The following is a 14,202-nucleotide window of genomic DNA, read 5'->3' on the forward strand; positions in this document are numbered from 1 at the left end:
CGGTTCATTTCGAAGCCGGCACCGCCCCCTTCAGGAGCGTGGCCACTTGTTCGTCCGTCAGGTCGACCTGGTAGAACAGCTTGTAGAAATCGCGGGTCTCAGCCTTCAGGTCCCCCTTGAAGCGGTCGGGATAAAACAGCTTCTGCAGCCAGACGACGCCGATCACTCGGTTGATCGCAGGCGGCGAATCGAACCAGCCGTAAGGCAGGGACGGCGCGGTGAAGACTCGACCGGTCGTGATTGCCTTCACGTCGGCCCAGAGCGGGTCCTTCTTTGCCGAGGCTGCGAACTTTCCGCTTGCCGCGATGATGACGTCCGGGTTCCAGGAGAGAATCTGTTCGAGCGACACCTGGGTCAGGCTGCCCTTGCCGGCTGCCGCCGCGACGTTTTCGGCGCCGACGGCTTCCAGGATCTCGACATTGATCGAGCCGGAAAGCCCCGTTTCCAGCCCTTCCGGGCCGCGGCCATAATAGACGCGCGGCCTTTGATCGGCCGGTATCATGGCGAGACTGTCGTTCAGATCCTTGATCCGCTGGTCGGCATAGGTTGCGAGCGTTTCGGCGCGTGCGGCCGCGCCAAGCAGCGCGCCGACGTCGCGCAGCGTCTTGCCGCTATCAGCGAAGCGTCCATCGATCAGCACGTAGGGAATGCCGGTCTGCGCCTGCACCTTGTCGGCCAGCGAGCGGTAGGTGTCGTTGACGGTTCCAACGTCGAGGATGATGTCCGGCTTGGCGGCAAGCACCGCCTCGACGTTGGCGCTGCCGCCCTTGCCCGTGAGTTGGCCATAGGTCGGCAGGTCGCGGACCGACGGTAGCAGGTACGCCTTTTGCTCCTCCGTCGGCTCGCGCACCCAGCCGGCGAGCTTGTCCGGCGCCAGAACATAGGTGAGCACCGAGGCCGGCGGGCCGGCAGCAAGGACGCGGGTGATGGTATCGGGAACCTCAACCGTCCGCCCTGCGGCATCGGTGATCGTACGCGCCTCGGCGGCGCCTGAGGCAAGGCCGAGCACGGCTGAGAAGATTATCGCAAGAGATTTCAACATGAAGGCCACGATAGCGAGAGGGATCGGTCAGGCCGCACTATGGCATGTCGTTATATTTCATGGAATATATTGATTGCGCGATTTGCGATGTTTGGGGAGCCACCCTGATGCACTGAGATACAAATCCGCTCCTGTCGGAAACATCCGCGATACGTCGCGATGGTCCTCTGCCGCACGTGACAAGCGATCTGTGCCTCGGGCATTGATCCCATGCGGAGAGACGGTGATGATCCTCTTTGTTGTAGCCTATCTTGCCGGCGTGCTGACGATCGTCAGCCCGTGCATCCTGCCGGTGCTGCCATTCGTGTTTGCCCGCGCCGGCCAACCCTTTTCCACCAGCATTCTTCCGATGCTGCTCGCCAAGATCGTGACCTTTGCGGGTATCGCCTCGCTTGCAGCCCTAGGCGGCAACTGGGCGGTGCAGGCGAACGCCTATGGCCGCTACGCGGCGATCGCGATGCTCGCAGTCTTCGGCGTGACGCTGCTCTCGACGCGGGCTGCCGCCTTTGTGACCGGTCCGCTCGTGGAACTCGGCAACCGATTGTCGAGAAAGGCTGCGACCGGGGAGAAGGGCAGCATCGGCGGCTCGATCCTCCTTGGCGTTGCGACCGGATTGCTCTGGGCGCCCTGCGCCGGACCGGTGCTCGGTCTGGTGCTGACCGGGGCGGCGCTGAACGGCGCGAATGCGCAGACCACGCTGCTGCTTGTGGCCTATGCGGCCGGTGCTGCGACCTCGCTGGCGCTCGCCGTCCTGGCCGGTGCCAGAGTATTCGCGGCGATGAAGCGCTTCCTCGGCCTTGGCGACCGCATCCGCCAGGGTCTCGGCGTCGCGGTGCTCGCCGGTGTTGGCGCGATCGCACTGGGGCTCGACACCGGTCTTTTGGCGCAGCTTTCCTATGCCAGCACGTCGGGCGTCGAACAGTCGATCCTCGATCGCCTGCGCAGCGGTGCTTCGCCCGTGGACGTCGCAAGCACCCGCATGACCCTTGCCGCAAAGGATACGCGACAGGCGGCCTATCGCAGCGACCTTCCGGTGGAAGGGCAATTTCCGTCGCTCGACGGCGCGGTTCAGTGGCTGAATTCGAAGCCGCTGACGCCGGCCGAGCTTCGCGGCAAGGTCATTCTCGTCGATTTCTGGACCTATTCCTGCATCAACTGCATCCGCACCATCCCTTACGTTCGGGCCTGGGCGGAGAAGTACCGGGACCAAGGTTTGGTCGTCATTGGCGTGCACGCCCCCGAATTCGCCTTCGAAAAGCAGATCGGCAACGTCGAGAAGGCGGTGCGCGATTTCAAGATCACCTATCCGGTGGCGATCGACAACAACTTCGCCATCTGGCGCGCCTTCTCCAACAGCTACTGGCCGGCCCACTACTTCATCGATGCAGAGGGGCAGATCCGCTACACCCATTTCGGCGAGGGCGACTATGAAGGGTCCGAGCGGGTGATCCAGGATCTGCTGGCGGAAGCCGCCGGCAAGAAGAAGGCCGAAGACGATCTGGTGAAGCCGAATGCTGGGGGTGCCGAGGCCTCGCCGGACCTGGCACGCCTCGGATCCGGCGAGACCTATGTCGGTTATGCGCGTGCCGCAAACTTCGTCTCGCCCGAGGGCGTCTCGGCCAATACGTCCGCGCGGTACACGGTCGGCAACCCGGGGCTCAATGAATGGGGGCTGACCGGCAACTGGACGGTCGGCGCCGAAGAGGCACGCCTCAACGAGGCCGGCGGCGGCATCACCTACCGGTTCCGCGCGCGGGACCTGCACCTGGTGCTCGGCCCTGGCGCCGGCGGCAGGCCGGTCCCGTTTCAGATAACCATCGATGGGGTGGCGCCGGGCGCGGACCATGGCGCGGATATCGATGCGGCCGGCAAAGGTACCGTTACGGCGACCCGCCTTTATCAACTCGTCCGCCAGTCCGGAGCAGCCCGGGAGCGGACCTTCGAGATCCGCTTTCTCGCACCCGGCGCAGAAGCCTTCGTTTTCACCTTTGGATGAGAGTTTGCCATGAGCGACAATGAAAAACGGCGCGGGCGCACCTGGTCCGCCTTCACGCGACGCCTTCTCGTCGCCGCAACCATGGTCGGTGGCGGATTGATCTTCGTTCTCAACGGGCCGCCGTCGGCGGCACAGGAGACCAAGCCTGTGCCGATGGCGCTCCACGATATCGCGCCGACGGACGGCCGCCAGACGGCGGTCTTTGCCGGCGGTTGCTTCTGGGGCGTGCAGGCGGTGTTCCAGCACGTGGCCGGCGTCGCGAGTGTCACGTCAGGATACGCGGGCGGCAGCGCCGCGACGGCGACCTACGAAAAGACGGAGACCGGCGCCACAGGGCATGCCGAAGCGGTGGAGATCACGTTCGACCCGAAGCAGGTGAGCTACGGCAAGCTGCTCGAGATCTACTTCTCCGTCGCTCATGATCCGACGCAGCTTGGTGGGCAGGGACCCGATAGCGGACCGCAATATCGATCGGCGATTTTTCCGCGCGATGAAAAGCAGGCGAAGGTTGCCACCGACTATATCGCGCAACTGGATGCGAGCGGCGTTTTCAGCCGCCCGATTGCGACGACCATCGAGGACGGCAAGACCTTTTACCCGGCCGAGGCGTATCACCAGGATTACGTCTACAACAATCCCGGCCAGCCCTATGTGGTCATCTACGAGAAACCGAAGATCGGCGCGCTGCATCGTCTGTTTCCGGGCCTCTATCGGCAGAAGCCGGTGCTTGTGTCAGACAGCGCTTCTTAGCTGACGAGGTGCCGTGAGGCCTCCCGAAGGGGCGCGCCGGTTCGGGCCTTTACACAAGGATACAGTTTCGCGGCCTGCTGCACGCACCCGCGATACGTCCAAGAGACACTCTGGCCGCGAGCACGTTTCGAGCCTTCGGCGACGAAACGCCGCTGCTGACATCAATAACGGAAGGAGCCATCATGCGTATCTTCGCGACAGTTTTCGCCATCGCCGCGCTCGCGGCGGCACCATGCGCCTGGGATAGCGACCCGAGAGAACCCTCGCTTCTTGCCGCACTCGTCTCCGGATCCGGATCCGCAACGGTTGCTGAGAAGGGAGCAGGATTGCTGCAAGGGGCGCCGCACGAGGAGCTTGCCGATCCGTTCTTCGACTGACGATAGTACCGCCGAGACGGGCGGCCCGAACCTTTGATGCCAATCAACCTGGAGGAAAGTGACATGCTGGAGAAAACGAGAGAGCGCCAGACGACCGGGGCTCGGACAGTATTTGTCAACGAGTTGACCAACGGGATACTCGACCCCGCCGAGCCGATGCTGGGGCCTGTCGCCGATGGCGGTGTCATCATCGCGAACACGGCGCCCGGATGTTGGGGGCCGATGATCACGCCGGAGATCCGCGGCGGACATGAGGTGACGCGCCCTGTGGCGGTCGCGGGCGCTGAAGTCGGCGACGCCGTTGCCATTCGGATCCGATCGCTGATCGTCACGTCCGCGGCGACGGCCTCGGGCAACGACGAGGTGGTGGCTGGTCGCTTCAACGGTGATCCCTTCTGCGCGGCCGTTTGCCCGGGCTGCGGCACGGAATGGCCGCGCACGCGCGTGGAGGGCACCGGCCAGACTGCGATCCGCTGCGAGAAGTGCGGCGCGGACGCGACGCCCTTTATCTTCACCAACGGCTACACGATCGCCTTCGACGATGAGCGCCAGGTGGGGCTGACCGTCGGCAAAGCGACTGCCGAGACCTTTGCCACGGATGCGGAACGGCTGCTGGCCCTGCCGGACGGCTCGATCCAGCATCCGATCCTGACCTTCGCGCCAGCGGACGTCATCGGTGTTGCCACAAGGCTTCGGCCATTCCTCGGCCAATTGGGCACGACGCCGTCGAAGGCGATGCCGGACTCGCACAATGCCGGCGATTTCGGCCAGTTTCTGACCGACGCACCACATGCTTATTCCCTGACCGCGGACGAACTCGTCCAGCATAAGACTGACGGCCACATGGACGTGAATACCGTGCGGGAAGGCGCGATCCTGATCTGCCCGGTCAAGGTACCGGGTGGTGGCATCTATATGGGGGACATGCATGCCCTGCAGGGCGACGGCGAAATTGCCGGCCATACCTGCGACGTCGCCGGCACGGTGACGCTGGAGGTCCATGTCATCAAGGGGCTCAATATCGACGGGCCGATCCTTCTGCCGGTGCTGGAAGATGTACCGTTCCTTGCACGTCCGCTTGACGAGGCGGAACGAACGCGGGTGGCGGCACTTGCCCGCAAGCACGGTGTCCGAGAGGTCGAAGCTGACGCCCCGGTCACCTTCATCGGCACGGGCGCGAACCTCAACGATGCGACCACGAACGGGCTGGAGCGGGCGGCGGACCTGCTCGGTCTCAGCGTTCCCGAAGTGATGAACCGGGCAACGATCGCAGGTGCAATCGAGATCGGCCGCCATCCGGGCGTGGCGCGGGTAACGTTTCGTGCCCCGCTCAACCTGCTCGACGCAAAGGGCATCGGCGCGTTCGCGCGCAGTCTCTACAATCTCTGAGCCTCCTGTATTTTCAAGGACCTGTATTTTCAAGGAGTTGCTTGCAGACGATAGCGGGGCCGACGTCATGTCGGCCCCGTTTCGCTTTCTGACGCTAAGGCGCAGCGGCAGAAATCCCAGGGCATTTCGTATCGGTTTGCCGCCGTCCGCGGCCGTTCAAACATTGCGATACACAGACGCCGCTTCCGAACACATCGCGGATACACAGCACACGCATGGTCACGGCGAAATTTGGTTCGCGTCCGCCCAGGCGGGCTATGTCCTGAAAAGACGGAATTACGACATTTGAGACGCGATCTTTCGGCCGTACCATCGAGGCTCCAACCCAAGCAAAGGAGCTTGAAATGAGCAAATCAAAAGGCACTGCACTGATCACCGGTGCTTCGTCCGGTATCGGCGCGATCTATGCTGACCGCCTGGCACATCGCGGATATGACCTCATTCTCGTCGCGCGCAACCGCGTACGCCTCGACGATCTAGCCCGCCGGCTGGCGGACGAAACCGGCCGCGCCATCGAAGTCGTCGCCGCGGACCTCGGCAACAGGGATGATGTCAGGCGGGTCGAGAAGATCCTCGAAAGCGATGCGAGCATCACGATGCTGGTCAACAATGCCGGGGTCGGCGCGACGGCGCCGCTGCTCGCCTCCGATGTCGACAAGATGGACGAGATGATCACGCTCAACGTCAGCGCGCTGACGCGGCTGACCTATGCGGTGGCACCCGGATTTGCGGCGCGCAGCACTGGCACGATCATCAACATCGCCTCGATCGTCGGCGTGGCGCCGGAAGTTCTGAACGGCGTCTATGGCGGCACCAAGGCCTTCGTCCTGGCCTTCACCCTGTCGTTGCAAAAGGAACTTGCCGAGAAGAATATCCGCATCCAGGCCGTGTTGCCGGGTGCGACCGCCACCGATTTCTGGGGCATTGCCGGCACCCCCATCGAACACGTGCCGAGCGAGATCGTCATGCGCGCCGAGGACATGGTGGACGCGGCACTTGCCGGCCTCGACGAGGGCGAAGTGATCACTATCCCAGCGCTGCCGGATGCCGCTGACTGGGCAGCCTATGAGGCCGCACGGCAGAAGCTGATGCCGAACCTTTCCAGGAAAACGCCGGCCGCTCGCTACCGTATCGGGAGCTAGCGCCCGCTCACCTTCCGGCAACCTCCCAACCCGGACTTTCGAGGCGGTTCCTCGCCTCGCCAATCGAACCAGGAGAATGATGATGTTCAGACGTTCCATGCCCATTGTCCAAAACCGCCGACTGGCCGCCTTGGCATTGTCGGGCGCGATCGCGATCCTGCTTCCTCCGCTCGCCGCTCAAGCGGCGGGCGTCTCCGCCGGCGGCGACGTCCAAATCACGTCGGCTGCCAAACCGGCCACGGACGAATCCATCCGCCCTTTCCAATTCCACGCCAGTGATGCCGCACTTGCCGACCTCAAGCAGCGCATCGCGGCGACCAAGTGGCCGGATCGCGAACTGGTGGCGGACGGCACCCAGGGCGTGCGGCTTGCCACCATGCAGAAGCTCGCCGACTATTGGGCAACAAACTACGATTGGCGCCGCGTGGAGAAGACACTCAACGACCTGCCGCAGTTCGTGACCAACATCGACGGCGTTGACATCCACTTCATTCACGTGCGCTCCAAGCATAAGAACGCGATGCCACTCATCGTCACCCACGGCTGGCCGGGCTCGATCATCGAGCAGTTGAAGATCATCGATCCCCTGACCAATCCGAACGCGCATGGAGGCACGGAAGCCGATGCTTTCGACGTGGTCATCCCCTCGCTTCCCGGCTACGGCTTCTCCGGCAAACCGACGGAGCGCGGCTGGGACCCTGTCCGGATCGCGCGCGCCTGGGCAGTGCTGATGCAGCGTCTCGGCTATTCCCATTACGTCGCGCAGGGTGGCGACTGGGGCGACGCTGTTACCGAGCAGATGGCGCTGCAGCAGCCGGCGGGCTTGCTCGGGATCCACACCAACATGCCGGCGACCGTGCCTGACGAGATCCAGAAGAGCCTCGATGCCGGCCAGCCGGCACCAGCGAACCTTTCGGCCGACGAGCGCCGCGCCTATGAGCAGCTCGACTTCTTCTACCGGAACGGGCTGTCCTATGCGCAGGAGATGAGCAAACGTCCGCAAACGCTTTATGCGATTGAGGATTCGCCGATCGGGCTTGCGAGCTGGATGCTCGACCACGATGCCCGCAGCTACGAGTTGATCGCCCGCGTCTTCGATGGCAAGCCGGAAGGGCTGACGCGCGATGACGTGCTCGACAATGTCACGCTCTACTGGCTGACCAATACCGCCGTGTCGTCGGCACGGCTCTATTGGGAAAACAAGCTTGCCTTCTTCCAGCCGAAGGGCGTGCAGATCCCGGTGGCCGTCAGCGCCTTCCCGGACGAGCTTTATCAGGCACCAAAATCCTGGGCGGAGAAGGCATTCCCCAAGCTCATCCATTATAATCGTCTCGCCAAGGGCGGGCACTTTGCAGCCTGGGAACAGCCGCAAGCCCTAGTCGACGAGTTGAGGGCTTCATTCAAGTCACTGCGTCAACCGAGCTGACAGGAAGAGGCGTGCGAAAGCGCGCCCCACCGTCGCAACAAAGGAGAAGTGTCATGACAGGTGCAGATGGCAACAACAGAGCACCATCGGTCGATCTGAAGTTCGAGGTCGCCGTCATTCCGGTCGCGGATGTCGATCGCGCCAAAAATTTCTACGGTCGCCTCGGTTGGCGGCTCGATGCCGACTTTCCCGTCGGCGATGCGTTTCGCGTTGTGCAGTTCACTCCCCCGGGCTCGCCGGCATCGATCCACTTCGGCACCGGGCTGACCTCGGCTACGCCCGGTTCGGCGAGCGGCCTCTATCTGGTCGTTTCGGATATCGAAGCCGCGCGTGCGGAACTCGTCGAACGGGGCGCCGAGGTCAGCGACATCTTCCACCGCGAGGGCCCCGGAAAGCCAGCGATCAGCGGACGCGATCCCGCGCGCCGCAGCTACCGCTCCTATGCCACCTTCAGCGACCCCGACGGCAACGGCTGGCTGCTGCAAGAGGTGACCGAACGTCTGCCCGGGCGTGTGGATACCGAGGTGACGGACTTTGCTTCCGTCGGTGACCTTGCGGGGGCCCTGCGTCGCGCTGCCGCCGCCCATGGCGAGCACGAGAAGCGCAACGGTGGTGAGCACGACCATAACTGGCCGGATTGGTATGCGGCCTACATGGTGGCCGAACATGCGGGCAAGCCGCTTCCCGAATGAGCGCCGGCCATGACCGTCGCGTTTCCTCCATGGCGTAAATCTGCTATAAGCGGCCATTCCAGACAGAGTCGGACAGGGGTGGTGTGAGATGCACAGGATCGGCTACGTCGTCTTTCCGGGATTTCAGCTCATGGGGTTCGCGGCGGTCACCGCCTTCGAGATCGCCAACCTGACGCTTGGCGAACCAGCCTATGCGATCGAATTGCTGTCGGAGGCCGGCGGCGAGATCAAGGCGTCCGCCGGCTTCGGCGTGCTCACGAAGGCCTTCGACGACGCGGTCTATGACACCGTCATGTTCGGCGCGGGCACCGTGATCGAGCCGGTAACGCCGGGACTCGCCGCCTTCGCGCGCCATGCCTTGGAGGTCTCGCGCCGGGTGGCAGCCCCTTGCACAGGCGCCTTCATCCTCGCCGAGTCCGGACTGCTCGACGGTCGTCGCGCCACGACCCATTGGGTGTTCGCCCGTCAACTGCGCGAGCGATTTCCCGAGGTCAAGGTCGAGGAGGATCGTATCTTCATCGTCGATGGCAGCGTGTGGACCTCGGCCGGCATGACGGCAAGCATTGATCTGGCGCTGGCGATGATCGAGAAGGACCATGGCGAGGATGTCGCCCGTCAGGTGGCACGCAAGCTCGTCGTCTATCACCGGCGCGCCGGCGGCCAGTCGCAGTTTTCCGCCCTGCTGGAACTCGATCCGAAGTCGGACCGCATTCAGAAGTCGGTCAATTACGCCAAGGCCAACCTGCGAAACGTCCTCTCGGTAGACGAACTCGCGGACGCCGCGGGCTTAAGTGCGCGCCAGTTCAGTCGCGCCTTCCGTTCGGAGACCGGCCAGTCGCCGGCAAAAGCGGTCGAGCATCTGCGGGTGGAAGCCGCGCGGCTCTTGATGGAGCAGGGGCGTCACTCGATGGACGTGATTGCCGAGCAGACCGGTTTTTCCGATAGCGACCGCATGCGCCGGGCCTTCCTGCGCACGCTCGGGCAGCCGCCCCAGACGATCCGACGCAATGCGCGCGAAGGCGTTGCCTGACGGTAATAACCTGCCTTGAAAATGCGATTGTATCGCCGTGTATCCAGCCCCTGCGGTTTCTACACGTGCTTTCAATAGGACGCCGCCAAGCACACGCCCCAGATACACCAGCACTCCATTCGTGATGCCAGTTCAGTTCCCCGGAGGGTAGTCAATGTCGGACGAAATCAACCACCCGCGCCGTCGTTTCATCGGCGCAATCGCACTCTCGCTGGCGGCAACGCAGTTCGCATCGGCTGGCGCGGTCAGAGCGCAAGCGGGAGCCGGTGAGGCGCCGCGCCTACCCGCCGTCGCCCCGGGCACGAACAAGTCCTTCCCCGTCCTCAAGCAGATCGATGCGGGCGTGCTCAACGTCGGCTACGCCGAACTTGGCGCCAGCGATGCTCCTGCCGTGATCCTGCTGCACGGCTGGCCCTATGACGTTCACACCTATGTGGACGTGGCGCCGGTGCTCGCCAATGCCGGCTATCGCGTCATCGTTCCCTATCTGCGCGGCTATGGCACGACTCGGTTCCTGTCCGCCGAGACTCCAAGGAACGGCCAGCAGGCTGTGATCGCAACGGATATCATTGCCCTGATGGACGCGCTCAAGATCGAGAAGGCGGTCATCGGCGGCTGCGACTGGGGTGCGCGAACCGCCAACATCATCGCGGCCCTGTGGCCCGAGCGCTGCAAGGCGCTGGTCTCCGTCAGCGGCTATCTCATCGGCAGCCAGGAGGTGAACAGGAAGCCACTTTCGCCGCAGGGCGAGCTTGCCTGGTGGTACCAGTTCTACTTCGCCACCGAGCGGGGCTATGAGGGCTACAAGCAGAACCGAAAGGAATTCGCCCGGCTGATCTGGAAGCTTGCCTCGCCCAAGTGGAACTTCGACGACGCCACTTTCGACAGGAGTGCCGAGGCGCTTGAAAACCCCGATCATGTCGATATCTCGATCCACAACTACCGTTGGCGGCTCAGCCTGGCCGAGGGGGAAGCACAGTACGACGACCTCGAAAAGCGGCTGGCGCAGTTCCCTACCATTACCGTCCCGACCATCACGCTTGAGGGCGACGCCAATGGCGCGCCGCATCCCGATCCCGCCGCCTACGCCAAGCGTTTTTCCGGCAGATACGAGCATCGGCTGCTTGCCGGCGGCATCGGCCATAACCTGCCGCAGGAGGCGCCGCTCGCTTTTGCCGAGGCAATTGTCGCCGTCGATCGTTTCTAGTTTTTCTCCCGCAGATTGCGTGGAGGCGCGGGGATCCGGTTCGCCGGCCCCGCGTTTTTTTGTGCGCGGTGATTGGAGACAGGGCCCGCCGGATGCGGCGCCGCGTCATGCTGGTGTGGCGCAATGGGCGACAACCACTTTCGGATGGACTTCGTATCAGCGTGTATCGGCGCCGGCACCTGGGCAGGTTTCCATACATTTTCGGGCGTCGGTGAAACATCCGATACATCTTAAAGGCGCCAGATGCGTCTCGACAGTCGCAGGGCAATCGGGCCCGGACGGCAAACCTGTCGAAAGGAAAACACCATGAGCGCAGCTGAAAAGGTACTCTACACCGGCAAGACCCACACGACCGGCGGCCGCGACGGCGCTGCCCGCAGCGACGACGGACGCCTGGACACCAAGCTTTCCACGCCCGGCAGTTCCCGGCCGGGGACGAACCCGGAGCAACTTTTTGCCGCCGGTTGGTCCGCGTGTTTCATCGGCGCGATCGGTCTGGCGGCCGGCCAGTCGAAGGTCGCGCTTCCCGCCGACGTCGCCGTTGATGCCGAAGTGGATCTGCTGAACCGCGACGGCGGCTACTTCCTGAAGGCACGGCTGAATGTCAGCCTACCGGGGATCGACGCCGACGTCGCGCGTCGGCTCGTCGATGCCGCGCACCAGACCTGCCCCTATTCCAAGGCGACCCGGGGGAACATTGACGTGACGATCAATCTCGTCTGATCAGCACTACCTCTTGTCACCTCCGGAGCGGCGACCATCAGGGTCGCCGCTCTTTTGCATCGGCCATGGGCGTGGCCGAGCCCGGCAAGCCTATTCTTCTTGAGCTTTTGATCTCAATCGTGACATTAGGAAAATAATATATGCGATTGTTTTATATCGCATTATACGGCGTTTTATGAAACTCCTCTCTACTGAGGGCGGATCACCAGCTCGCCCAAAAGGCCGCCGCCGTCACGATTGCGCAAGGTCAGAGACGCGTTGATGGAGACTGCCAACTGCTGGGCGATGGCGAGACCAAGGCCGGTCCCGCCGGTCTCGCGATTGCGGGAATCCTCCAGCCGGACGAAGGGTTTCAAAACGGCGCCCAGTTGATCATCCGGGATGCCCGGCCCGCGGTCGAGCACGCTGATAACCACCGTATCGTCAGCAAGCCGCCGTGCCTCGATCTCGGCGCTGCCTGCGAATTTGAGCGCGTTGTCGACGAGGTTGGTGAGAATGCGCCTGAGCGCCTGCGGCCGGGTCGCGATCGTGCCGCCATCGATATCGCTGGCGCTGACGGACTTGCCGGTGTCCTGATAATCGTAGACGAGGCTTTCGATAAATGAGGCGAGATCGACGCGCGTCGATTTCTCGACATTACCGTGGGCGCTGCGGGCATAGGCAACCCCCTCCTTCACAAGGCTCTCGATCTGGCCGAGGTCTTGGATCAGCTTCTCCCGATCGGCGAAATCCTCGGCCATTTCCGCGCGCAGCTTCATGCGGGTGATCGGCGTCTGCAGGTCGTGGGAAATGGCTGCCAGGATCTGGACACGCTCTTCGAGATATTGGGCGATGCGGTCGCGCATGGCATTGAACGCGGTTGCCGCATAGGCGACCTCCGTCGGGCCGGTTTCACTGAGCCGCGGCGTGTTGCGGTTCGGGTCGAGCGTGTCGGCGGCTGCGGCAAGGTTGACGAGCGGGCGGACGGCCTGGCGCATGGCAAACCAGCTGCAGAAAAGCAGGAGCGCGAGTTGCGCCAGCAGCACGTAAGGCAGCCAATCGGCGAGCGGCATTACCCCCTTGGGATAGACGTCGATCGTCAGCGGCGAGCCGTCGCTCAATGTCAGATGCGCCTGCACGTGGCGGCGATTGCCGGGGATCGTCTCGATGGTGACCGGATATTTCGGGCCGGTCGCGCGCTGGATGTTGGCGGAGAGCTCCGCGGTGGCCGGATCGACCGACGCGTTGCCGGGCACGCCCGGTCCGAGAATGAAGCCGTAGTTGTCGCGGCTGAGGCGATTGAGCCAGGAGGCACGCTCGTTAGCGGGCAGGCGGTCGAGGATTGCGATCGAGGTCGCTATGTCGTTTTCGAGCGTGTTGAACATGACAGACTTGGCTGACATGTAGCGCTCGAAGAACAGAACTGTGAACGACATCACATGTGCGATGGCGAGGCCGGCCAGCAGAATAACAAAGAGCCGCGCCCTGAGCGTGCGCGGCCATAGTCGAAAGCCTCTTTCAGCAGCGTTCGCGGTCATTCGCGCGCCTCCACGATCTCGATCGGCACCGAGAAGACATAGCCTTCGCTGCGCACCGTCTTGATGTAGGCCGGCTCGCGGGCGTCGTCGCCGAGTCGCTGGCGGACCCGGCTGACGAGCAGGTCGATCGAGCGGTCGAAGAGATCGGCCTCGCGGCCTTGCGTGAGATTGAGCAACTGGTCGCGGTTGAGCACGCGCTGGGGGTGGTCGATGAACACCTTCAGCAGCCGATACTCCGCTCCGCTCAGCGCGATCACGGTGCCATCAGCATCGATCAGGTGCCGCGCCGTCGTGTCGAGCTTCCATCGGCCGAAGCGCAGCAACTGCCCGGCCTCCGAAATCTGCAGGTTGGGCGGCAGCATGCGCGCGCGCCGAAGCACGGCCTTGATACGGGCCAGCAGTTCACGCGCGGAGAATGGCTTAGAGAGATAATCGTCGGCACCCATTTCGAGCCCAAGAATGCGATCCATCTCGTCCGAGCGGGCGGTCAGCATGATGATCGGGATCGCTTTATGCTTGCCGGCGCGCAGCTCGCGGCTGAGCACCAACCCGTCGTCGCCCGGCATCATCACGTCGAGGACGATCAGATCGACGGTATCGCCTTCGAGGAAGCTGCGCATCTGTCGCCCGTCGGCGACCGCGGTCGCGCGCAGGCCGTTTTTCTTCAGGTAGCTCGACACGAGTTCCCGGATCTCTCGGTCGTCGTCGACAATCAGCACATGGTCGATATGCTCCATCGAGCAAACTCCTCAAGTCGGTTTGGTCTTCGCATGGTGCCGCCGCTTCTGGGCGAGGGGGCTGTGCCACTTGCTCTGTCTGGTTGACGCTCTGGATATGTCGTCGGTGTGTTCGCAACATCCAGACTTGCATGCGAATGTAATGCAAGCGCCTGCAGATACATTTCGACACAA

At 63.4% G+C, this 14,202-nt stretch carries 13 protein-coding genes; 10 read left to right on the forward strand and 3 right to left on the reverse strand.

Annotated elements, in window-relative coordinates:
- Positions 1–4: 4 nt before the first annotated feature.
- Positions 5–1,042 carry an iron ABC transporter substrate-binding protein gene (locus FA04_RS22930; RefSeq protein ID WP_034799653.1) on the reverse strand — a complete coding sequence of 346 codons (1,038 nt, stop codon included), beginning with the start codon at positions 1,040–1,042 and terminating at the stop codon, positions 5–7.
- A gap of 226 nt (positions 1,043–1,268) precedes the next feature.
- Between FA04_RS22930 and FA04_RS22935 the strand changes: the two genes are divergently transcribed.
- The 10 genes from FA04_RS22935 (at position 1,269) to FA04_RS22980 (ending at position 11,774) form a co-directional block, all read left to right on the forward strand.
- Entirely contained in the window at positions 1,269–3,038 is a 1,770-nt protein-coding gene (locus FA04_RS22935) for a cytochrome c biogenesis protein DipZ (RefSeq protein WP_034799654.1), read from the forward strand.
- Between the two features lie 9 nt (positions 3,039–3,047).
- Positions 3,048–3,788, forward strand: coding sequence for a peptide-methionine (S)-S-oxide reductase MsrA (gene msrA, locus FA04_RS22940; RefSeq protein ID WP_034799657.1), 741 nt, complete (start codon positions 3,048–3,050; stop codon positions 3,786–3,788).
- Positions 3,789–3,970: 182 nt separating this feature from the next.
- Positions 3,971–4,165, forward strand: a complete 195-nt coding sequence (locus FA04_RS22945) for a hypothetical protein (protein WP_034799659.1) — start codon at positions 3,971–3,973, stop codon at positions 4,163–4,165.
- Between the two features lie 63 nt (positions 4,166–4,228).
- Positions 4,229–5,554, forward strand: a complete 1,326-nt coding sequence (locus FA04_RS22950) for an acetamidase/formamidase family protein (RefSeq protein WP_051659501.1) — start codon at positions 4,229–4,231, stop codon at positions 5,552–5,554.
- Between the two features lie 344 nt (positions 5,555–5,898).
- The gene (locus tag FA04_RS22955) at positions 5,899–6,696 is read left to right on the forward strand and encodes an SDR family NAD(P)-dependent oxidoreductase (protein WP_034799661.1); all 798 of its coding nucleotides are present in this window, start codon (positions 5,899–5,901) and stop codon (positions 6,694–6,696) included.
- 97 nt (positions 6,697–6,793) lie between these two features.
- Entirely contained in the window at positions 6,794–8,122 is a 1,329-nt protein-coding gene (locus FA04_RS22960) for an epoxide hydrolase family protein (RefSeq protein ID WP_089043834.1), read from the forward strand.
- Positions 8,123–8,175: 53 nt separating this feature from the next.
- Positions 8,176–8,814, forward strand: a complete 639-nt coding sequence (locus FA04_RS22965) for a VOC family protein (protein WP_034799665.1) — start codon at positions 8,176–8,178, stop codon at positions 8,812–8,814.
- 88 nt (positions 8,815–8,902) lie between these two features.
- Positions 8,903–9,844 (forward strand): GlxA family transcriptional regulator, encoded by a 942-nt coding sequence (locus FA04_RS22970; protein WP_034799667.1) that lies wholly within the window; start codon positions 8,903–8,905, stop codon positions 9,842–9,844.
- Positions 9,845–9,998: 154 nt separating this feature from the next.
- Positions 9,999–11,051, forward strand: coding sequence for an alpha/beta fold hydrolase (locus FA04_RS22975; protein WP_034799669.1), 1,053 nt, complete (start codon positions 9,999–10,001; stop codon positions 11,049–11,051).
- 306 nt (positions 11,052–11,357) lie between these two features.
- Positions 11,358–11,774, forward strand: a complete 417-nt coding sequence (locus tag FA04_RS22980; protein ID WP_034799671.1) for an organic hydroperoxide resistance protein — start codon at positions 11,358–11,360, stop codon at positions 11,772–11,774.
- 188 nt (positions 11,775–11,962) lie between these two features.
- On the opposite strand, the gene FA04_RS22985 is transcribed toward FA04_RS22980, so the two are convergent.
- Both FA04_RS22985 and FA04_RS22990 read right to left on the reverse strand, forming a co-directional pair.
- On the reverse strand, positions 11,963–13,291 hold the full coding sequence (locus FA04_RS22985; RefSeq protein ID WP_034799673.1) for a sensor histidine kinase: 1,329 nt from the start codon (positions 13,289–13,291) through the stop codon (positions 11,963–11,965).
- The gene (locus tag FA04_RS22990) at positions 13,288–14,028 is read right to left on the reverse strand and encodes a response regulator (protein WP_034799675.1); all 741 of its coding nucleotides are present in this window, start codon (positions 14,026–14,028) and stop codon (positions 13,288–13,290) included. Before FA04_RS22990 ends, FA04_RS22985 begins: the two co-directional genes overlap by 4 nt.
- Positions 14,029–14,202 lie beyond the last annotated feature (174 nt).

It is taken from the genome of Ensifer adhaerens, assembly GCF_000697965.2.
GTDB lineage: Bacteria > Pseudomonadota > Alphaproteobacteria > Rhizobiales > Rhizobiaceae > Ensifer > Ensifer adhaerens.